A 19883-nucleotide genomic window follows, 5' to 3' on the forward strand; every position below is an offset into this window, starting at 1 on the left:
CCGCGCATTCTTCTGTGGGAGCGAAGCTTGCTCGCGATCAGATCTTGAACGTCACTGCGCCCACAGCGCCTTGCGCGAATCGTTCAGGCCCAGCAGGTAGCTGTCGCCGCCCAGCTGGTTCATCTGCCGGCGGATCCAGCCGGCCCGTTGCGCCACGTAGCTGCTCGGATGGCTGGCACTCCATACCCGTGGATTGGGCAGGACCGCGGCCAGCAGGCTGGCCTGCTGCCGCGACAGCGAGCCCGCGCTGACGCCGAAGTGATGCCGCGCCGCGGCCTCGGCGCCAAATACGCCTTCGTCCCACTCAACGCTGTTGAGGTAGACCTCGAGAATCCGTTGCTTGGGCCAGAAGATCTCGATCAGCCCGGTGAACCAAGCCTCCAGCCCTTTACGCAGCCAGCTGCGTCCGGACCACAGGAACAGGTTTTTCGCCACCTGCTGGCTCAGGGTGCTGGCGCCACGAATCGAACCGCCGCGCTCGTTGTGGGCGAAGGCGGCCTGGATCGCGCCGAAGTCGAACCCCCAGTGTTCAGGGAACTTCTGGTCTTCGCCGGCGATCACCGCCACCTTCAGGTCGTCGGAGATCTCGTCCCAGGGTTTCCAGCTGCGTTGCAGGTCGATGGGTTCGCCGTCGACCCAGGATTCGACCTTGCGTTCGACCATCAAGGCCGTGCCCGGAGGCGGCACGACACGGAACACCAGCACCAGCAAAACGCTGCCGACGGCGAACCAGAGCAGGGCTTTAGAGAAACGACGGAAAAATAAACGCAGCATAGAGATGGCTTGGCCGAACCCGTTGAGCGCGCCATTATACAGGCCCGACCGACGATTCTGACTGGAGTTCCTCATGCTGCGTGGTTTCCTGATGCTGGCCGCCTTTTTCGGCTTTACCGGCGTTGCCCTGGGTGCATTCGCTGCCCATGGCCTGAAAAATCGCCTGAGCGCGGAATACCTGGCGATTTTCCATACCGGCGTCACCTACCAGCTGGTGCACACCCTGGCGCTGCTGGGCGTGGCGCTGCTGGCCACGCAGATCCCCGGCCGCCTGATGACCTGGGCCGGCGCTTCGTTCGCCATCGGCATCCTGCTGTTTTCCGGCAGCCTCTACCTGCTGACCCTGACCGGTTTCAGCAAGCTGGGCATTGTCACCCCGTTCGGTGGGCTGGCCTTCCTGATCGGCTGGTTATGCCTGGGTCTTGCCGCCTGGCGCTTGCAGCTGACCGCTTGACGCTTGTAGCTGACCTTTAGGTCATGATCGGGCTAGAATGCTGGCCCCTAAAAATGATGGCGGCATCCGGCATGCGCATTCAGTTGAACGGCGAATCCTTTGAACTGCCCGACGGCGAAACCGTTGCGGCCCTGCTGACCCGTCTGGACCTGACCGGACGCCGGATCGCGGTCGAACTCAACCTGGATATCGTCCCGCGCAGCCTGCACGCCGAGACCACCCTCAACGAGGGCGATCAGGTCGAAGTAGTCCACGCCATCGGCGGCGGCTAGCCAAACACCGTGAAAACTACTGCAGGCTTCGCGCGCAATACTGCGTTAAAAACAGGCTCGGAATGCTCATTTACAGCCAGTAAAGTCGGGTGCGACTCCAACCGTTCCTCGCCTGTTTTTGCCTTGTCTTGCCTTCGCTCGCTACGTTTTCACGGCGTTTGGTCTAATAAAGCATTCTGCAAGAACCTCACCCCAACAGAGGATTTCCGATGAGCAACGTTCGCAGCGACAAGCCTTTCGTCCTGGCCGGTCGTACTTACCAGTCGCGTTTGCTGGTAGGCACCGGCAAGTACCGTGACATGGAAGAAACCCGCCTGGCCATCGAAGCCTCGGGTGCCGAGATCGTCACCGTCGCCGTGCGCCGGACCAATATCGGGCAGAACCCGGGCGAACCGAACCTGCTGGATATCCTGCCGCCGGACCGTTACACCATCCTGCCGAACACCGCCGGCTGCTATGACGCGGTCGAGGCCGTGCGCACCTGCCGCCTGGCCCGTGAACTGCTCGACGGCCACAACCTGGTGAAGCTGGAAGTGCTGGCCGACCAGAAAACCCTGTTCCCCAACGTGCTGGAAACCCTCAAGGCCGCCGAAGTGCTGGTCAAGGAAGGTTTCGACGTGATGGTGTACACCAGCGATGACCCGATCATCGCCCGCCAGCTGGCGGAAATGGGCTGCATCGCGGTCATGCCGCTGGCTGGCCTGATCGGTACTGGCCTGGGGATCTGCAACCCGTACAACCTGCAGATCATCCTCGAAGAAGCCAAGGTCCCGGTGCTGGTGGATGCCGGTGTCGGTACTGCCTCCGACGCCACCATCGCCATGGAACTGGGCTGCGAAGCGGTGCTGATGAACTCGGCCATCGCCCATGCACAACAACCGGTGCTGATGGCCGAAGCCATGAAGCACGCCATTGTGGCAGGCCGCCTGGCGTACCTCGCCGGCCGCATGCCGAAGAAACTCTATGCCAGCGCCTCCTCGCCGCTGGATGGTCTGATCAAGTAAGAGCCATTGATGACTGAATCAAACGACACGCCAATCCAGCCGGAAGCCGGCGACGAGCGCCAACACCGCCGCATCAAGAGTTTCGTGATGCGCGCCGGGCGCATGACCGAAGGCCAGCAGCGCGGCCTGGAGCAGGGCGCGCCGCTGTATGTGCTGCCGCTGGCCGACGCGCCGGTGGATTTCGATCAGGTGTTTGGCCGATCGGCGCCACGTTCCCTGGAAATCGGCTTCGGCATGGGTCACTCGCTGCTGGAAATGGCCGCGGCCGCGCCGGAGCAGGATTTCATTGGTGTGGAAGTGCACCGTCCGGGTGTCGGCGCGCTGCTCAACGGCGTGCTGACCCAGGGCCTGACCAACCTGCGGGTCTACGATTGCGATGCGATCGAAGTGCTCAACCGCTGCATCGCCGATAACAGCCTGGATCGCCTGATGCTGTTTTTCCCCGATCCGTGGCACAAGAGCCGTCACCACAAGCGTCGTATCGTCCAGGCGTCCTTCGCCGAGCTGGTGCGCAGCAAGCTGAAGGTCGGCGGCATCCTGCATATGGCCACCGACTGGGAGCCTTATGCCGAGTACATGCTGGAAGTGATGAATGTCGCGCCGGGTTACCGCAACCTGGCCGAAGACGGCAAGTGCGTGCCGCGCCCGGCCGAGCGCCCGATCACCAAGTTCGAGCGCCGCGGCGAGCGCCTGGGCCATGGTGTGTGGGATCTGAAGTTCGAAAAGCTGGCTTGAGCCCAGCCTTGTAGGGGCCGGCTGACCGGCGATGGGCTTCTTGCGGGCCAATCGCTGGCAAGCCAGCTCCTACAGGATTGCGATGAAATTCGCCGGAACCTGATCGGTCAGCCAGACCCCGTTCTCCGCCTGATAGAACTTGAAGCCCTGCGCCTGCATGTCCTGTGCGGCGATCTTGAGTATCACCACCTTCCCGTAACGCTGCCCCACCGATGCGGCGGTCGCCAGGTCCTGTGACAGGTGCACGTGATGGCGTGCGCCTGGGATCAGGCCTTTCTCGTTGATCGAGTCCATGAACCGCGTGGCGGTGCCGTGGTAAAGCACGGCCGGTGGCTGCTGCTCGGCCAGTTGCAAGCTCACGGTCTTGCTGGAATGGCCTTGCACGGCGCGAATGCGCTGGCCGTCCTCGGACAGGGCGAAGCGTTTCTTGTCGTTGCTGGCGACCACCTCGGCGATCAGTTCGGGCGTCAGCTGGCGTCCTTCCTTGGCGGCACCCTCGATCAAGGCATCGATCCCGGCCCAGCCTTCGCTGTCCAGCTGCAGGCCAATCGCCTGCGGCTCGTGGCGCAGCACGTAGCTGAGAAATTTGCTGACTTCTTCGGCGGCTTTTCTGCTCATATTCATCCTTGTGCATAAGTCATGTAGCCGCTGCCGCAGGCTGCGATCGGTTGCGAAGCGACCGCCAAGCCTGTTGATGCGATACGTCAGGTGTAATGCAGTGTCTGGGTTTATGGCTGCTGCGCAGCCAATCGCAGCCTGCGGCAGCGGCTACAGGTCAGCGGCGGTCGGCGACGACGCCGATCAGCACCAGCACCACCAGCAGCACCGGCGCCAGGCTGTAGTTGTTGAACTGGCTCAGTCCGCGGACGATCCACGGCGTGGCGTAGATCAGCGCTGCGCCGCTGCCGATCATGCACAGCAGCGCCATCATCGGTACGCGCAGGGCGCCGGCGAGGCCGCCCAGGCGCGCTTCGACCCAGCCTTTGATATCGGCGCCGAACAGCACCAACAGGCAGCCGACCAGGGCCAGGGAGATTTCTGAAAGGTTGCTGCGACTCCAGCGGGACACGGTAGCGAGCAGGTCGAGTATCAAATCCATTCGTTTTCCCTTAGGGCTGAAATCAGCTCAGAAATTTCTGCAGCAAGTCATTGAGGAAGAGTTGGCCGCGCGGGGTGGCCGCCAGGCGTGACGGTTCGACCTGCAACAGGCCGCTTTGTTCGGCGTCGCGGCGACCTTCGGCGAGGCTTTCCAGGGGCAGCCCGGTGCGCTCCGGGTACAGCCGGGCCTCGACGCCTTCGGTCAGGCGCAGGGCGTTCATCAAGAACTCGAACGGCAGCTCTTCGTTGCTCAGGTCCTTTTCGCCGGCCTTGAAGTTTTTCGCCGGGTTGAGGTAGTCCTTGGGCAGGCGGGTCTTCCAGGTGCGCACGATGCGCCCGTCCGGATGGCTGAGTTTGCCGTGGGCGCCGGCGCCGATGCCGATGAAGTCGCCGAAGCTCCAGTAATTGAGGTTGTGCCGTGCCGCTCGGCCGGGCTGGGCATAGGCCGAGACTTCGTACTGGGCGTAGCCGTGTTCGGCCAAAAGCGCCTGGCCGGCTTCCTGGATGTCCCACAGGGTGTCGTCTTCCGGCAGCGTCGGCGGCTGGTTCCAGAACACCGTATTGGGCTCCAGGGTCAGCTGGTACCAGGACAGGTGGGTCGGCTTCATGGCGATGGCCTGGCGCAGGTCGCTCAGGGCGTCGTCCAGGGACTGGTCGGGCAGGCCGTGCATCAGGTCCAGGTTGAAGTTGTCGAACCCGGCCTGGCGCGCCATGCCGGCGGCGCGGACCGCCTCGTCGCCGTTATGGATGCGGCCCAGGGCCTTGAGCTTGTCTTCCTGGAAGCTCTGGATGCCGATCGACAGGCGATTGATGCCCAGGGCGCGATAGGCGGTGAACTTCTCCTGCTCGAAGGTCCCGGGGTTGGCTTCCAGGGTGATCTCGATGTCGTGGGCGAACGGGATGCGTTGCTCCACGCCTTTGAGCAGCCGGCCCAGGGCCTGGGCGCTGAACAGGCTCGGCGTGCCGCCGCCGAAGAAGATCGAACTCAGCTCGCGGCCGTAGACGGCGGGCAGGTCCTGGTCGAGGTCAGCCAGCAGGGCGTCGACGTACTCTTCTTCCGGCAGCACCGGGCTGGCGGCGTGGGAGTTGAAGTCGCAGTAAGGGCATTTGCGTACACACCACGGGATGTGGATGTACAGCGCCAGTGGCGGCAGATGGGGGAGGGCCGCCCGGGGCGTTTGCGCACCGCCGAGAATCAGCGGTTGCGCGGACGAATCAATGGTCATTGCAGGCTCAAGCGTTGCCGCAGAAGGGCCATGGCGCGGGCGCGATGGCTGAGTTGGTTCTTTTGGATCGGGTCCAGTTCGGCGCTGGAGCAGTTGCGCTCCGGCACCCAGAACAGCGGGTCGTAGCCGAAACCGTGCTCACCGCTGGCCGCCGTGAGAATGCGTCCGTGCCACAGGCCTTCGCAGAGGATCGGCAGCGGATCCTCTGCATGCCGCACCAGTGCCAGCACGCAGACGAACTGCGCGCCGCGCTCGGCCTCGGGGACGTCCTTCAGGGCGCCCAGCAGCTTGGCGTTGTTCGCCGCGTCGCCCTGGCCGTCGGCATAACGCGCCGAGTAGATGCCCGGCGCGCCGCCGAGGAAGTCCACCGCCAGTCCCGAGTCGTCCGCCAGCGCCGGCAGGCCGGAAATCCGCGAAGCGTTGCGGGCCTTGAGGATGGCGTTCTCGACGAACGACAGGCCGGTTTCTTCCGGCTCGACGCTGCTGAACTCGCCGATCGAGCGCAGGTGCACCGAGTCGCCGAGCATGGCCTGGAGTTCCTTGAGTTTGCCGGCGTTATGGCTGGCCAGTACGAGTTGGGTAAAAGTCATCATTCGCCGGGGAAAAGCTCTTGGTTGAAATTGATGGTGTTGATCGTGTCGCCGGTCTGCACCTTGATTTCGAAGGTGCGGGTTTCCTGCTGTTCCACCGGGTACTGGGCGATGTAGTAGATCGCGCCCTGTTCGGTGACCTGCTTGAATTTCAGCGGCACCGATTGGCTGGTCAGGTCCTTGACGGTCCCGGTGACCTGGGCGACCAGCGGTTTGCCGGCCTTGAGCACCGAAACGTTGATCACGCCCTGGTTCTTGCTGCGCACCAGCTCCGCGGCCTTGGCGATATCCGGTTGCAGGAAGGTGGAGTTGAAGGTGTTGTAGTGTACGGTCACGTCACCGAACACTTCCTGGCGCTCGCCCTTGATGGGCTCGGCGGCCATCGCCGACGCGCTCAGGCACGCTGCCAATAGAAAAGTAACCAAGCGACCCATGATCGTTCTCCTTGCTTTGAACCTGGTTTATACCGCGATCTGGTGATCCTGCAGGCCGGGGCTGCTGACGCGGTAGATGCCGATCTCACCTAACAGATTAGGCCATAGCTTACTGGCCCACCCGTGGCGGTGCTGTTGATCCACCGCAAGGCGATCGATGACCTTGGCTTCACGTTCGCGGCAAAGCTCTTCGAAGTCCTCGAAGGTGCAGAAGTGGATGTTCGGCGTGTTGTACCAGGTGTACGGCAGGAATTCGGAGACCGGCATCCGCCCCTTGCTGGCCAGGTACCAGCGGCAGCGCCAGTGGCCGAAGTTGGGGAAGGTGATGATGCACTGGCGGCCGACCCGCAGCATTTCGTCGAGGATCCGGTCCGGGTAGTGCACGGCCTGCAGGGCCTGGGTCATGACCACGATATCGAAGCTGTTGCTGGCGAAGTTGCCCAGGCCCTTGTCCAGGTCCTGCTCGATGACGTTGATGCCCTTGGCCACGCACTCGGCGATGTTGTCCGGGTCGTTTTCCAGGCCATAACCGGTGACCTGCTTGTGATCGCGCAGCCAGCTCAGCAGTTCGCCATTGCCGCAACCGAGGTCGAGCACGCGGCTGCCGGCGGGGATCCATTCCTGGATGATTTCCAGATCAGCTCTCATGGCTTGTTCACACCGTAATTCGGTTCATGTAATTACCGAACGCCTGCAAGTAGCGCGGGATCGGAATCAGGAAGGCGTCGTGGCCCTGTGGCGCATCGATTTCCAGGTAGCTGACGTCCTTGCGCGCGGCCATCAGGGCGTCCACCAGCTCCCGCGAGCGGGCCGGGGAGAAGCGCCAGTCGGTGGTGAAGGACATCACGCAGAATTTGGCCTTGGCGCCTTCGAAGGTTTTCGCCAGGTTATCGTCGAAGTTCGCCGCCGGATCGAAGTAATCCAGGGCCTTGGTCATCAGCAGATAGGTGTTGGCGTCGAACCGCCCGGAGAACTCCTCGCCCTGATAACGCAGGTAGCTTTCGACCTGGAACTCGACGCTGTGGAAGTCGTAGTTGAGCTTTTCGCTCTTCAGGCCACGGCCGAATTTCTCGCCCATGGAGTCGTCGGACAGGTAGGTGATGTGCCCGACCATCCGCGCCAGCATCAGCCCGCGCTTGGGGATCACGCCCTGTTCCTGGAACGAACCGCCGTGGAATTCGGGGTCGGTGAGGATGGCCTGGCGCGCCACTTCGTTGAAGGCGATGTTCTGCGCCGACAGCTTGGGCGCCGAGGCGATGGCCAGGCAATGGCGCACCCGGTCCGGGTAGGTGATGGTCCATTGCAGGGCCTGCATGCCGCCCAGGCTGCCGCCGATCACGGCGGCCCACTGGTGGATGCCGATCCGGTCGGCCAGGCGTGCCTGGCTGTGCACCCAGTCTTCCACGGTCAGCACCGGGAAATCGGCGCCGAACGGCTTGCCGGTGTCCGGGTTGATGCTGCTCGGGCCGGTGGAGCCGTTGCAGCCGCCGAGGTTGTTCAGGCTGACGACGAAGAACTTGTTGGTGTCGATCGGTTTGCCCGGGCCGATGCAGCTGTCCCACCAGCCCGGCTTGCGGTCGTCGGGGCTGTGGTAGCCGGCGGCGTGATGGTGGCCGGACAGGGCGTGGCAGATCAGCACGGCATTGCTCGCCGTGGCGTTCAGCTGGCCGTAGGTCTCAAAGATCAGATCATAGGCTGGCAGGGAGCGACCGCAGGCCAGGGCCAGGGGCTCGCTGAAGTGCGCCACTTGCGGCGTCACCAGACCAACGGAATCGGCGGGAAAGGCAGTTGGCATCGACCCTGCTCTCGTTTAAATGAGGCGTAAGTCTAAAGACCGCTGCCCCCAGCGGCAAGCAAAGGCCGGGGCTGATTTCATTGCATTGCCAAGCGGGCCATTTATCGCGAGCAAGCTCGCTCCTACAGGGGCTGCGGTGACCTTGTAGGAGCGAGCTTGCTCGCGAAACAGGCTCAGGTCTGGCGCGTCAGGCCAGGCAGATCCGGCAGCTTCTTCGGCGCGTTGATCCGCACCCGTTTCTGCCGGTTCAGCTCGCCGCTGATCAGGCTGACCTGGCTCTTGGACACGCCGAACGCCTTGGCCAGGAACGCCATCAGGTAGGCGTTGGCCTTGCCCTCCACTGGCGGCGCGGTGAGGCGGATCTTCAGGCGCTCGCCATGCAGCCCGGCGAAGTCATCGCTACGGGCCGCAGGTTGCAGGTGACACTCCAGGATCAGGTCGTCGCCGTCCCAGCGAAAGTAGCTCATCACAGAGGCCGGGTCAGATCAGCAGGCGCAGGATTTCCGGCATCATGGTCATCGCTGCCAGGTTGTTGATCACCAGCATGTCGATCAGCTTGAGCACCATGAACGCCAGGATCGGCGAGATATCCAGGCCGCCCATGCTCGGCAGGATGCGGCGGAACGGCGCCAGGGCCGGCTCGCAGATCTGGTTGACCAGTTCGGCGCCCGGGTTATGGCTGCCCGGGGCGACCCAGGAAAGGATCACGCTGATAATCAGGGCGAAGAAGAAAATCTTCATGAACAGCGCAGTCACGCCAATGATCGACCAGATCAGCAGTTGCACCGGGTTGCCGGTGGTGCCGTAGGTCAGCAGCAGGGTCAGGGCCATCAGCAGCAGTTGCACGACGATCGCCAGGATCAGCGACGACATGTCCAGGCCGAACAGGCTCGGGATGACCCGGCGCATCGGCTTGAGCAGCGGCTGGGTGGCGCGCACGGCGAACTGGCACAGCGGGTTGTAGAAGTCGGCGCGTACCAGTTGCAGCACGAAGCGCAGCAGCACGATCAGCAGGTACAGGCTGCCCAGGGTTTGCAGCACGTACACCGCCGCAGTGTTCAATCCAATCATCATTGGCTCCTTATTGGCCCAGTTGTTCGGCCATCTCGGCCGAGCGGTGCGCGGCGGCACCCAATGCTTTTTCCACCAGGGCTTCGAAGCCGCTGGCCTGGAACGACTTGATCGCCGCTTCCGTGGTACCGGCCGGCGAGGTCACGCGGCGGCGCAGTTCGGCCGCGTCGATGTCACTGGATACCGCCATGTGCGCCGCGCCCAGCGCGGTCTGCAGGGTCAGTTGCCGGGCGGTTTCCCGTGGCAGGCCGAGCTTCTCGCCGGCGGCGGTCATGGCTTCGATCAGCAGGAAGAAATACGCCGGGCCGCTGCCGGACACCGCGGTCACCGCGTCCAGTTGCTGCTCCTGTTCCAGCCACAGGACGATGCCCACGGCCGACAGCAGCTCTTGCGCCTGCTGGCGTTGCTCCGCACTCACCGCGGCGGTGGCGTACAGGCCGCTGGCGCCCTGGCGCAGCAGGGCCGGGGTGTTGGGCATGCAACGCACGATCGGTTGCTCGCCGAGCCATTTGTTCATGCTGGCGCAGGTGATGCCGGCGGCGATGGACACGATCAGCTGGTGCGGCTTCAGGCTGGGGCGCAGGGCTTCGCACACAGCCTTCATGGCCTGTGGCTTGACCGCCAGCACCACCACGTCGACGCCGTCGATGGCTTCGGCGTTGTCGGCGAACAGTTCAATGCCGTGCTCGGCCTGGACCTTGGCGCGGGTTTCGGCGCCCGGGTCGCTGGCGCGGATCTGGCTGGCGTCCAGGCCCTTGGCGCGCAGGCCGCCGATCAGGCTGGCAGCCATGTTGCCGGCGCCGATAAAGGCGATACGAGTCTTGCTCATGACAGGTCCTTATTCAGAGGTGGGGCCGCCACGGTCATGGCTGGCCATAATCGCGAGCGCCAAACAGGGCGGTACCGATACGCACCCAGGTGGCGCCTTGGGCGATGGCCGCTTCGAGGTCGTGGCTCATGCCCATGGAAAGTGTGTCGGTTGGCAGGTCCAGGCTGGCGTGCAGGTTTTCGTTCAGGCGGCGTACGGCCGCGAAGGCGGCGTCCTGGGCGGCACGATCTTCGGTCGGCTCGGGAATCGCCATCAGCCCGCGCAGTTTCAGGCGCGGCAAGGCGCCGATGGCGCTGGCCAGGGCGGGCAGGTCGGCCGGCGTGCAGCCAGACTTGCTGGCCTCGCCGCTGACATTGACCTGAATGCAGATGTTCAACGGCGGCAAGTCGGCCGGGCGTTGCTCGGACAGGCGTTGAGCGATTTTCAAGCGATCCACGGAATGCACCCAGGCGAAGTTCTCGGCGATAGCTCGCGTCTTGTTCGACTGAATGGGGCCGATGAAGTGCCAACTCAAGGGCAGGTCGCCGAGTTCCGCCTGTTTGCCCAGGGCTTCCTGCAGGTAGTTCTCGCCGAAGTCGCGCAGGCCGGCGGCATAGGCTTCACGCAGCGCCGCGGCGGGCTTGGTCTTGCTCACGGCCAGCAGATGGATACTGCTTTCGTCACGTTGCGAGGCCTGCGCCGCGGCACGGATCCGTGCGCTAACCAGGGCGATGTTGTCTGCTATCGTGGACATTCGATGTACGCCAGCGGGTCTTGGGTTCGCGGCATTCTACTGGAATTGGGGAACGCTATGGATATCACTGAGTTGCTGGCCTTCAGCGTCAAACAGGGCGCTTCGGACCTGCACCTCTCGGCCGGTTTGCCGCCGATGATTCGCATCGACGGCGATATTCGCCGGATCAACCTGCCGGTGCTGGAGGCGCAACAGGTGCACGAGCTGATCCTGGCCAGCATGACGGACCCGCAGCGGGCCGAGTTCAAGGCCGCGCTGGAGATCGACTTTTCCTTCGCGGTGCCGGGCCTGGCGCGCTTTCGGGTCAATGCCTTCAACCATCAGCGCGGCGCTGGCGCGGTCTTTCGCAGCATTCCGGCCAAGGTGCCGAGCCTGGACGAACTGGGCATGGGCGAGGTGTTTCGCCGCATCAGCGAAGTGCCCCGCGGCCTGGTACTGGTGACCGGACCGACCGGTTCGGGCAAGTCGACCACCCTGGCGGCGATGATCGATCACCTGAACCAGAGCCGGCACCAGCACATCCTCACCATCGAGGACCCCATCGAGTTCATCCACGAATCGAAGAAGTGCCTGATCAACCAGCGCGAGGTGCATCGCGACACCCACAGCTTCTCCACGGCGCTGCGTTCGGCCCTGCGCGAGGACCCGGATGTGATCCTGGTCGGCGAGATGCGCGACCTGGAAACCATTCGCCTGGCGTTGACCGCCGCGGAGACCGGGCATCTGGTGTTCGGTACCCTGCACACCACCTCGGCGGCGAAAACCGTGGACCGGGTGGTGGATGTGTTTCCGGCCGAGGAGAAGGCGATGGTCCGCTCCATGCTCTCTGAATCGCTGCAGGCGGTGATTTCCCAGGCGCTGGTGAAGCGGATCGGCGGAGGCCGGGTAGCGGCCCACGAGATCATGCTGGGCAGCGCGGCGATCCGTAACCTGATCCGCGAGGACAAGGTGGCGCAGATGTATTCGGCGATCCAGACCGGCGGGGCGCAGGGGATGCAGACCCTGGACATGAGCCTGAAGGCGCTGGTGGATGCCGGGCTGGTCAGCCGGGAGCACGCCCGGGAGAAGGCGCGGGCGCCGGAGAGTATTTGAGGGGGAGAGGTATCGGGGCGGCAAATGCAATCGCGAGCCATCGAGCATGGCTGCTCGATGGCTCGCGATCAGGGAAAGCGGATCAGCGCTGGACGATGCGCAGGGTGTTCTGCTCTTTTGGCAGGACCCGCTTGGCCACTACGTAGTTCTTGTCCCAGTACGGCTTCTTCAGGGTATCGATGGTCACCGACTTGCCGCGGCGCGGCGCGTGGATGAAACGATCGTTGCCCAGGTAGATGGCGACGTGGTTGACCCGGCGGCTCTTGAGGTTGAAGAACAGCAGGTCGCCAGGCTTGAGGTCCTTGCGCTCGACTTTCTGCCCGTGGCCGCTGGCCATAGCATTGGAGGTGCGCGGCAGATCGACGGCGGCGACGTCGTTGAACGCGTATTTCACCAGGCCGCTGCAGTCGAAGCCTTTGCTTGGGCTGCTGCCGCCCCAACGGTAAGGGGTACCCAGTACGTTGACGGCACGGCTGAGCACGGTGCTGCTCTGCTTGGCCGCCATCTGCGGCACCGGCTTGCTGCTGACGCTGCTCAGGTGGGTCGGGCGTTTGACCGACAGCTTGTTCTTGGAGCTGTTCTTGCTGACTTGGGTAACGTGGGCTTTTGGAGTGAAGCCGTTCACGTTGGGAAGACGTTGCTCACGATTGGTGGCGTGGGCGGCCAGTGGCATCAATAGGCAAATGGTTAGCCATGTCTTGAAAAATGGACGCATTAGGCAAGGCTCATATGGGTTAGCGCGCAACTTTATAACAGCTTTTTTGTCACTTCTCAGGCCGTTGGTCGATTCAACCTGGAGGTCAAATTCGCTGAAGAGGCGGCAAATTGACGCAATTGTCCGACAGAAGTCAGGCAGTACAAGGGTTTCACGGCAGCGACCTTAACATTTGCCACACGTCGGCTGCCTGTAAAAAAGTCACAAAGAATTAAAGAAAATTTATCTATTGCGTGGAACGAGGTACTCAATGAACACCTATCGCCCGGACGGTTCGACCCATGACACCCACAGCAAGGTGATCGGTTACCTGTTGTGGATTTTCGGTTTTACCGGCTCTCACCGCTTCTATTACGGCAAGCCGATTACCGGAACTATCTGGTTCTTCACCCTGGGCTTGCTGGGCATCGGCTGGCTGATCGACCTGTTCCTGATCCCGGCCATGGACCGTGAGGCCGACCTGCGTTTTACCCCGGGACCGATCGAGTACAGCGTCGCCTGGATCCTGCTGACCTTTCTCGGGATCTTTGGCGTGCACCGTATGTATCAGGGCAAATGGATCAGCGGCCTGCTGTACCTGCTGACTGGCGGGGTGTTCTTTCTGGGGGTCTTGTACGACTTCTGGACACTGAACGACCAGGTGTCGTTGCGTAACGCGCAGCGGCGTTGAATGCAGGAGCGCTATCGCGAGCAGGCTCGCTCCTACAGAAGAAGTACGGCGCCCATGTGGCCTGTGCCGTACCTGTAGGAGCGAGCTTGCTCGCGATCATGGCCGTCAGCCCTTGTGGCTGATCCGCCCATCCACCAGGGTGTAGCGCACCACGCCCGGCAGGCTATGGCCGAGGAACGGGCAGTTCTCGCCTTTCGACAGCCAGTGTTCGCCGGCCACGGTGGACGTGCTCGGGTCGAACAGTACCAGGTCCGCCGGAGCGCCCACCGCCAGCTTGCCGGCTGGCAGGCGCAGGGCGTCGGCCGGGCCGCTGCTCAGGCGTGCCAGCAGGGTCGGCAGGTCGAGCAGGCCGTCTTCCACCAGGGTCATGGCCAGCGGCAGCAGCAGCTCGACGCTGCTGATGCCCGGCTCGGTAGCCCCGAAAGGTGCCAGCTTGGCATCGCGTTCATGGGGCTGGTGATGGCTGGAAATGGCCTGGACCACCCCGGACTTCACTGCTTCACGCAGGCCTTCGCGGTCGGCGCGCGAGCGCAGCGGTGGCTGTACGTGATAGAGGCTGGAGAAGTCGATCAGCGCGTCGTCGGTGAGGATCAGCTGGTACAGCGCCACATCGGCGGTCACCGGCAGGCCACGGGCCTGGGCCTGGGCGATCAGGGCCACACCGCGGGCACTGGTCAGCTGGCTGAAGTGGGCGCGCACGCCGCTTTGCTCCACCAGCAGCAGGTCACGGGCCAGGGCCACGGTTTCCGCGGTTTCCGGAATGCCCGGCAGGCCGAGGAAGCTGGCGGTGGCGCCTTCGTGGGCCAGGCCGCCTTCGGCCAGGTCGCGGTCCTGGGAGTGGAAAATCACCGTCAGGTCGAAGGTTGCCGCGTATTCCAGCGCCCGGCACAGGGTGCGGGCGCTGCGGAAGCCCTCCAGGCCGTTGCCGAAGGCCACGCAGCCGGCATCGCGCAGGGCGATCAGCTCGGCCAGCTGTTCGCCGTCCAGGCCTTTGCTCAGGGCGCCGATCGGGAACACCTTGGTATTGCCGGCTTCGCGGGCGCGATCGAGGATCAGCTCGGCCACCGCCGAGGTGTCCAGCACCGGCTTGGTGCGCGGCGGGCAGCACAGGCTGGTGACGCCACCGGCCGCGGCGGCGCGGGTTTCGCTGGCGATGGTGCCTTTGCGGCTGTAGCCCGGCTCGCGCAGGGAGACGTTCAGGTCCACCAGCCCGGGCGCGGCCACCAGGCCCTTGGCGTCGAGGCTTTCAACCGCGCTGAAACCGGCGGGCGCGGCGCCGATGGCGACGATCTTGCCGGCTTCCAGATGGATATCGCTGACTTGATCCAGGCCGCTGCTTGGATCGATGACACGGGCGCCGAGAATGCTGAGCTTCACTGGGCGTTCTCCTGCTCGAATTGTCGCTGGGCGGTCTGCCCGCTCATGGCCATGGACAGTACGGCCATGCGTACCGCGATGCCGTAGGTCACCTGGTTGAGGATCACCGAGTGCGGACCGTCGGCCACCGCCGATTCGATCTCCACGCCGCGGTTGATCGGCCCCGGGTGCATGACGATGGCGTCCGGCTTGGCGCCGGCCAGGCGCGCGGTGGTCAGGCCGAACAGGCGGTAGAACTCGCCCTCGCTCGGCAGCAGGCCGCCCTGCATGCGCTCACGCTGCAGGCGCAGCATGATCACCACGTCGACGTCTTTCAGGCCTTCGGCCATGTCGGTGTAGACCTTCACCCCGTATTGCTCGATGCCGATCGGCAGCAGGGTCTTGGGCGCGATCACGCGGATGTCCGGGCAACCCAGGGTTTTCAGGGCCAGCATGTTCGAGCGCGCCACCCGCGAGTGCAGGATGTCGCCGACGATGGCCACCGAGAGGTTTTCGAAGCCGCCCTTGTGCCGACGGATGGTGAGCATGTCGAGCATGCCCTGGGTTGGGTGGGCGTGGCGGCCGTCGCCGCCGTTGATGATCGCTACCTGCGGGCACACATGTTCGGCGATGAAGTGCGCGGCGCCGGAGTCGCCGTGGCGCACGACGAACATGTCGGCGGCCATGGCTTCGAGGTTGCGCAGGGTATCGAGCAGGGTTTCACCCTTGCTGGCCGAGGAGGTGGACACGTTGAGCGTGATCACGTCCGCCGACAGGCGCTGGGCCGCCAGTTCGAAGGTGGTGCGGGTGCGGGTGGAGTTTTCGAAGAACACGTTGCACACGGTCTTGCCGCGCAGCAAAGGGACTTTCTTCACCGCCCGGGCGCCGACTTCGAGGAAGGAGTCGGCGGTGTCGAGGATTTCCGTCAGCAGCTCGCGACGCAGACCGTCGAGCGAGAGGAAATGGCGCAGCTGGCCCTGATCGTTGAGCTGCAGCGGGCGCTTGGCGTCTAGAGGCGTCATCGCAATGGACTCTTTAGAGGGGCGAATTAAAGGGCGAGGTCTTGAAGCTCGAGTTGAAGCGGCGCAGGACCGGACAATTTTACCCGCTCGTGGGCGGCCAGCGACAGGGTGGCGCCGACCACGTTCGGGCGAATCGGCAGCTCGGCGGCGTCCAGGTCCAGCAGGCAGACCAGGGTCACGCTGGCCGGGCGGCCATAGTCGAACAGCTCGTTGAGGGCGGCGCGGATAGTGCGGCCGCTCATCAGCACGTCGTCGATCAGGATCAGGTGCTGGCCTTCGATCTCGAACGGCAGCTCGGAAGGGCGCACCTGCGGGTGCAGGCCGTTCTGGCTGAAGTCGTCGCGGTAGAAGGACACGTCCAGGGTGCCCAGCGGCGCGTTGCTGCCCAGTTCCGCGAGCAGGGCCTGGGCGACCCAGACGCCGCCGGTACGGATGCCGATATAGCGGGGCTCGCTGATGGCGCGTTGTTCCAGGTGGGCGGTGAGACGCACGGCCATCTGGCTGATCAGTTCGGCGGGATTGGGCAGGCTCATGATTGCTCCTTCGTGGGCCCGCGCCTGGTTGCGTGCAGCGAGGCGCAGGGTCTTACGGCTGGTGTTGTGGCCAGGAGGCGCGTGGCCGGGGGGTGGCCACGCATCTTCAGGATTCGGCGTTTCAGTTGTTCAACAGCGCTGCGTTTTCGTCGAGCCAGCCTTGCAGCAGCAGGGCGGCGGCGATGGCGTCGACCGGGTTGTCGCGGTAACTGCCTTTCTGGCCGCCCCGGGCCAGGCGTTCGCCCTTGGCCTCGAAAGTGGTCAGGCGTTCGTCATGGGTATAGAAGGGCAGGTTGTAGCGGCCATTGAGGCGCCGGGCGAATTTCTCGGCGCGCACGCACATCTCGCTCGGGGTGCCGTCCATGTTCAATGGCAGGCCGACCACCACCGCGTCCGGCTTCCATTCCTTGATCAGGGCTTCGACCTGGTTCCAGTCCGGTACGCCGTTCTGCGCCTTCAGGGTGCACAGCTCGCGGGCCTGGCCGGTGATGGCCTGGCCAACCGCCACGCCAATCTGCTTGGTGCCGTAGTCGAACCCGAGGATCAGTCGCAGGGCCATCAGGCGTGGCCCGCCTGGCTGGTCAGCAGGGCGAGGTTGATGCCCAGGTGCTTGGCCGCCGCTTCCAGGCGCAGCTCGCTGCTGGTGTTGAACAGGATGTCGGCGTCGAACGGGCAGGTCAGCCAGGCGTTGTCCGCCAGCTCGGCTTCCAGCTGCCCGGCTTCCCAGCCGGCATAACCGAGGGCGATCAGGCTTTTGGCCGGGCCGACGCCATCGGCGATGGCGAACAGCACGTCCTGGGACGTCGACAGCGACAGGCCATCCAGCTCGACCGTGGCCTGGAAGGTCGGGCCGCTGGGATGCAGGACAAAACCGCGATCGGTCTGCACCGGGCCACCGATGAAGATCGGCACATGCTGGCAGAGCGCTGGCGGGTCGATCTCGGGGCGCAATTGCTCGAGGATGTCGGCGAGGTTCAGGTCCTGCGGACGATTGACCACCAACCCCATGGCGCCATTGGCATTGTGCTCGACGATGTAGGTCAAGGTGTGCGCAAAGTTCGGGTCGGCCATGTGCGGCATGGCGATCAGGAAGTGATGCTTGAGGTAGCTGGGGCTGACGTTTTTCATGAGCGCTAGTGTGGCGGTGGAGGGGCGAACTGACAAGCTGGGGATGCGCGGCACCGGGCATTTTGGTCGGCCTTTTGCAGCTGTGTCGGCATCGGGTCCATCGCGAGCAAGCTCGCTCCTACAGGTATTGCCCCGTCCCTGTAGGAGCGAGCTTGCTCGCGATAAGGCTGGGCGGATGGCTTCGCCCTGGAATCAGTTGCTGGACAGCCTGTCGCCGCGGGCGAACTTCCAGGTGCGGATGATCTCCAGCCGGTCGATATCCGACAGGTCGCCGGTAAAGGGCGCGAAGGGCGCCGCCAGGCGCACGATGCGCTGGGCCGCCTGGTCCAGCAGCGGCTGGCCGGAGGACTCCAGCACCAGCACTTCGTACAGCGAGCCGTCGCGGTTGATCGAGACCATCAGCCGCAGGTTGCCGTAGATCTGCTTGCGCCGGGCTTCTTCCGGGTAGTTGAGGTTGCCGATGCGCTCGACCTTCTTGCGCCACTCGTCCTTGTACCAGGCGCCCTTGTCGCGCATGGTCGAGGCCGCGCTCAGGCGGTGGATGCGCGGGCGCTTGGCGTACAGCTGCTGCTCCTGGGCCAGTTCGGCCTCCAGGCTGGCGATGTCGCTGGACAGCTGCTCGCTGTCGAACGTCGGCACGGGAACCTTGGGTTTGGCCTCGGTCTTGACCTCTTCACGCTTGGTGACGGTCTTTTTCGGTTTCGGCGCGGTGGTGGCGACCGCGGCCTTGGGTGCGGCTTCCTTGACTTCGGTCTTGGCTGGAGGCGGCGGGGTGACCTTGTTGACTTTGTTTTCCTGGAACGGCGCCACTTCGGTGGTCTTCGGGATCGCCTTCTTGTCCAGGGTGCCGCTGCCTTGCTGGTTTTCCTGGGCAAGGAAATCGGCCTTCTTCGGCTTGGTCTCGCTCTTGAAGGTGGCCAGGGTGATTTCCAGGGTCTTGCTGATCTGCTTGGGTTCGGCGAAGGAGAAACCCAGGCCGAGAATCAGCGCGATGTGCAGCAGGGCGGCCAGGAACAGGGTAAATCCCAGGCGATCGGCCGGGCGCACGCCGCTGTGGGCCAGCTCGGGGGGCAGATCGGAAGGGAGAGCCATCAGCGGTTCACAACAGTCATCAGCGGTTCAACATCACAAAAAACTTCACAAGACCAACATTGCGGGTTTCACAGGCGGCGCATGATAACGCAATGTTGGTTTCAAGCCGTAAGCCTCGAGCTTCAAGCGACAAGCTGCATGCGACAGCCGTCAAGCTTGTGGCTTGCGGCTCGCAGCTTGCAGCTTCTTCTCGATGGCATCCATCAGCATTGCGCCGATATTGGTGCCGAAGGCGTTGTCGATCTCGCGGATGCAGGTCGGGCTGGTGACGTTGATTTCGGTCAGGTGCTCACCGATCACGTCGAGCCCCACGAACAGCAGGCCTTTCTCGCGCAGGGTCGGGCCGACCTGTGCGGCGATCCAGCGATCTTTCTCGGTCAGCGGCCGGGCTTCGCCACGGCCACCGGCGGCGAGGTTGCCACGGGTTTCACCCTGGGCGGGAATCCGCGCCAGGCAATAATCCACAGGTTCGCCGTCGATCATCAGGATGCGTTTGTCGCCATCGACGATGGCCGGCAGATACTCCTGGATCATGATCTGCTGCTTGCCATGCTGGGTCAGGGTTTCGAGGATCACCGAGAGGTTCGGGTGGCCGGCGGTGTGCCGGAAGATCGACGAGCCGCCCATGCCGTCCAGCGGCTTGAGGATCACGTCACCGTGATGGTCGGCGAATTCGCGCAACACGTCCGGGCGACGGCTGACGATGGTCGGCGGGGTGCACTGCGGGAACAGGGTGGCGAACAGCTTTTCATTGCAGTCGCGCAGGCTCTGCGGCTTGTTGACCACCAGCACGCCGTCGCGCTCGGCCTGCTCCAGCAGGTAGGTGGAGTAGACGAACTCCATGTCGAACGGCGGGTCCTTGCGCATCAGGATCACGTCCAGTTCGCTCAGGGCGCTGTCGGTCTCGGCCTCCAGCTCGAACCACTTGTGCGGGTCGGCGAACACCTTCAGCGGACGCATCCGCGCCCGGGCCACGCCACCGGTCGCCTGGTACAGGTCCCGCTGTTCCATATAGAACAGGGTCCAGCCGCGTTCCTGGGCGGCCAGCAGCATGGCCAGCGAGCTGTCCTTCTTATAGGAGATGCTGGCGATAGGGTCCATGACAATCCCGACGCGAACGCTCATGGGCGGTTTCCTCGAAAATTAGTGGGCGCAATGGCTTGAAAAAGTGGCGTCAGAGTGGCGCTCGGGCGGTTCCCGGTCAAGGAAAAACCACCGCGCCGGTCGGCCGATAGATTGCATGGGGAGAGTATGCTAAAA

Annotated in this window: 26 protein-coding genes; 6 read left to right on the top strand and 20 right to left on the bottom strand. The window is 63.9% G+C overall.

Going from position 1 to position 19883, the window contains the following annotated elements:
- Window positions 1–51: 51 nt before the first annotated feature.
- Window positions 52–774, bottom strand: coding sequence for a monofunctional biosynthetic peptidoglycan transglycosylase (gene mtgA, locus NRG23_RS21230; protein WP_009051324.1), 723 nt, complete (start codon window positions 772–774; stop codon window positions 52–54).
- Between the two features lie 73 nt (window positions 775–847).
- On the opposite strand from mtgA, the gene NRG23_RS21235 reads away from it, so the two are divergent.
- From NRG23_RS21235 to trmB, 4 genes are all read left to right on the top strand, one after another.
- Window positions 848–1228 carry a DUF423 domain-containing protein gene (locus tag NRG23_RS21235; protein WP_016704840.1) on the top strand — a complete coding sequence of 127 codons (381 nt, stop codon included), beginning with the start codon at window positions 848–850 and terminating at the stop codon, window positions 1226–1228.
- 71 nt (window positions 1229–1299) lie between these two features.
- Window positions 1300–1500: a sulfur carrier protein ThiS gene (thiS, locus tag NRG23_RS21240; RefSeq protein ID WP_016704841.1), complete on the top strand. Its 201-nt coding sequence runs from the start codon at window positions 1300–1302 to the stop codon at window positions 1498–1500.
- A 209-nt stretch (window positions 1501–1709) separates the two neighbouring features.
- Window positions 1710–2504, top strand: coding sequence for a thiazole synthase (locus NRG23_RS21245; protein WP_007921204.1), 795 nt, complete (start codon window positions 1710–1712; stop codon window positions 2502–2504).
- A gap of 9 nt (window positions 2505–2513) precedes the next feature.
- Window positions 2514–3239 carry a tRNA (guanosine(46)-N7)-methyltransferase TrmB gene (gene trmB / locus NRG23_RS21250; protein WP_016704842.1) on the top strand — a complete coding sequence of 242 codons (726 nt, stop codon included), beginning with the start codon at window positions 2514–2516 and terminating at the stop codon, window positions 3237–3239.
- Between the two features lie 69 nt (window positions 3240–3308).
- Here trmB and NRG23_RS21255 read toward each other — a convergent pair whose 3' ends face one another.
- The 11 genes from NRG23_RS21255 to NRG23_RS21305 all read right to left on the bottom strand — a co-directional run bounded on the left by NRG23_RS21255 (window position 3309) and on the right by NRG23_RS21305 (window position 11015).
- Entirely contained in the window at window positions 3309–3857 is a 549-nt protein-coding gene (locus NRG23_RS21255; protein WP_257372020.1) for an RNA 2'-phosphotransferase, read from the bottom strand.
- A 157-nt stretch (window positions 3858–4014) separates the two neighbouring features.
- On the bottom strand, window positions 4015–4338 hold the full coding sequence (locus NRG23_RS21260; RefSeq protein ID WP_007921199.1) for a DUF3392 domain-containing protein: 324 nt from the start codon (window positions 4336–4338) through the stop codon (window positions 4015–4017).
- A gap of 22 nt (window positions 4339–4360) precedes the next feature.
- Entirely contained in the window at window positions 4361–5563 is a 1203-nt protein-coding gene (gene hemW, locus NRG23_RS21265; protein WP_041984940.1) for a radical SAM family heme chaperone HemW, read from the bottom strand.
- Entirely contained in the window at window positions 5560–6156 is a 597-nt protein-coding gene (gene rdgB, locus NRG23_RS21270) for an RdgB/HAM1 family non-canonical purine NTP pyrophosphatase (protein WP_041984937.1), read from the bottom strand. Before rdgB ends, hemW begins: the two co-directional genes overlap by 4 nt.
- Window positions 6153–6587, bottom strand: a complete 435-nt coding sequence (locus NRG23_RS21275) for a DUF4426 domain-containing protein (protein ID WP_028683555.1) — start codon at window positions 6585–6587, stop codon at window positions 6153–6155. Before NRG23_RS21275 ends, rdgB begins: the two co-directional genes overlap by 4 nt.
- Before the next feature lie 27 nt (window positions 6588–6614).
- A complete protein-coding gene (gene metW, locus NRG23_RS21280; RefSeq protein ID WP_007921185.1) occupies window positions 6615–7235 on the bottom strand; it encodes a methionine biosynthesis protein MetW in 621 nt (206 codons plus the stop codon).
- Window positions 7236–7242: 7 nt separating this feature from the next.
- Window positions 7243–8382: a homoserine O-acetyltransferase gene (locus NRG23_RS21285; RefSeq protein ID WP_009051317.1), complete on the bottom strand. Its 1140-nt coding sequence runs from the start codon at window positions 8380–8382 to the stop codon at window positions 7243–7245.
- 173 nt (window positions 8383–8555) lie between these two features.
- Window positions 8556–8849, bottom strand: a complete 294-nt coding sequence (locus NRG23_RS21290; protein WP_028683556.1) for a DUF167 domain-containing protein — start codon at window positions 8847–8849, stop codon at window positions 8556–8558.
- Between the two features lie 13 nt (window positions 8850–8862).
- Entirely contained in the window at window positions 8863–9453 is a 591-nt protein-coding gene (locus tag NRG23_RS21295; RefSeq protein WP_009051315.1) for a YggT family protein, read from the bottom strand.
- A 10-nt stretch (window positions 9454–9463) separates the two neighbouring features.
- Window positions 9464–10282 carry a pyrroline-5-carboxylate reductase gene (gene proC / locus NRG23_RS21300; RefSeq protein WP_257372021.1) on the bottom strand — a complete coding sequence of 273 codons (819 nt, stop codon included), beginning with the start codon at window positions 10280–10282 and terminating at the stop codon, window positions 9464–9466.
- A gap of 34 nt (window positions 10283–10316) precedes the next feature.
- Complete coding sequence (locus NRG23_RS21305; RefSeq protein ID WP_009051313.1) at window positions 10317–11015, bottom strand: YggS family pyridoxal phosphate-dependent enzyme; 699 nt, start codon at window positions 11013–11015, stop codon at window positions 10317–10319.
- A gap of 57 nt (window positions 11016–11072) precedes the next feature.
- Between NRG23_RS21305 and NRG23_RS21310 the strand changes: the two genes are divergently transcribed.
- Entirely contained in the window at window positions 11073–12107 is a 1035-nt protein-coding gene (locus tag NRG23_RS21310) for a type IV pilus twitching motility protein PilT (RefSeq protein ID WP_053270126.1), read from the top strand.
- 82 nt (window positions 12108–12189) lie between these two features.
- On the opposite strand, the gene NRG23_RS21315 is transcribed toward NRG23_RS21310, so the two are convergent.
- Window positions 12190–12822, bottom strand: a complete 633-nt coding sequence (locus NRG23_RS21315; protein WP_009046022.1) for a C40 family peptidase — start codon at window positions 12820–12822, stop codon at window positions 12190–12192.
- Window positions 12823–13072: 250 nt separating this feature from the next.
- Between NRG23_RS21315 and NRG23_RS21320 the strand changes: the two genes are divergently transcribed.
- On the top strand, window positions 13073–13492 hold the full coding sequence (locus tag NRG23_RS21320) for a TM2 domain-containing protein (RefSeq protein WP_009051311.1): 420 nt from the start codon (window positions 13073–13075) through the stop codon (window positions 13490–13492).
- Window positions 13493–13597: 105 nt separating this feature from the next.
- Here the strand turns inward: NRG23_RS21320 and NRG23_RS21325 are convergent, their stop codons facing one another.
- The 7 genes from NRG23_RS21325 to gshB all read right to left on the bottom strand — a co-directional run bounded on the left by NRG23_RS21325 (window position 13598) and on the right by gshB (window position 19748).
- Window positions 13598–14869, bottom strand: a complete 1272-nt coding sequence (locus NRG23_RS21325) for a dihydroorotase (RefSeq protein WP_028683559.1) — start codon at window positions 14867–14869, stop codon at window positions 13598–13600.
- Entirely contained in the window at window positions 14866–15870 is a 1005-nt protein-coding gene (locus NRG23_RS21330; RefSeq protein ID WP_007929978.1) for an aspartate carbamoyltransferase catalytic subunit, read from the bottom strand. Before NRG23_RS21330 ends, NRG23_RS21325 begins: the two co-directional genes overlap by 4 nt.
- A 26-nt stretch (window positions 15871–15896) precedes the next feature.
- On the bottom strand, window positions 15897–16403 hold the full coding sequence (gene pyrR, locus NRG23_RS21335) for a bifunctional pyr operon transcriptional regulator/uracil phosphoribosyltransferase PyrR (RefSeq protein ID WP_053270124.1): 507 nt from the start codon (window positions 16401–16403) through the stop codon (window positions 15897–15899).
- Between the two features lie 121 nt (window positions 16404–16524).
- Window positions 16525–16962 (bottom strand): Holliday junction resolvase RuvX, encoded by a 438-nt coding sequence (ruvX, locus tag NRG23_RS21340; RefSeq protein WP_009046019.1) that lies wholly within the window; start codon window positions 16960–16962, stop codon window positions 16525–16527.
- Complete coding sequence (locus NRG23_RS21345; protein ID WP_007929972.1) at window positions 16962–17531, bottom strand: YqgE/AlgH family protein; 570 nt, start codon at window positions 17529–17531, stop codon at window positions 16962–16964. Before NRG23_RS21345 ends, ruvX begins: the two co-directional genes overlap by 1 nt.
- A gap of 192 nt (window positions 17532–17723) precedes the next feature.
- Window positions 17724–18623: an energy transducer TonB gene (locus NRG23_RS21350; RefSeq protein WP_007929970.1), complete on the bottom strand. Its 900-nt coding sequence runs from the start codon at window positions 18621–18623 to the stop codon at window positions 17724–17726.
- Window positions 18624–18773: 150 nt separating this feature from the next.
- A complete protein-coding gene (gshB, locus tag NRG23_RS21355) occupies window positions 18774–19748 on the bottom strand; it encodes a glutathione synthase (RefSeq protein ID WP_007929968.1) in 975 nt (324 codons plus the stop codon).
- Window positions 19749–19883: the final 135 nt, after the last annotated feature.

Source organism: Pseudomonas sp. T8, from assembly GCF_024610635.1.
Lineage (GTDB): Bacteria > Pseudomonadota > Gammaproteobacteria > Pseudomonadales > Pseudomonadaceae > Aquipseudomonas > Aquipseudomonas chlororaphis_I.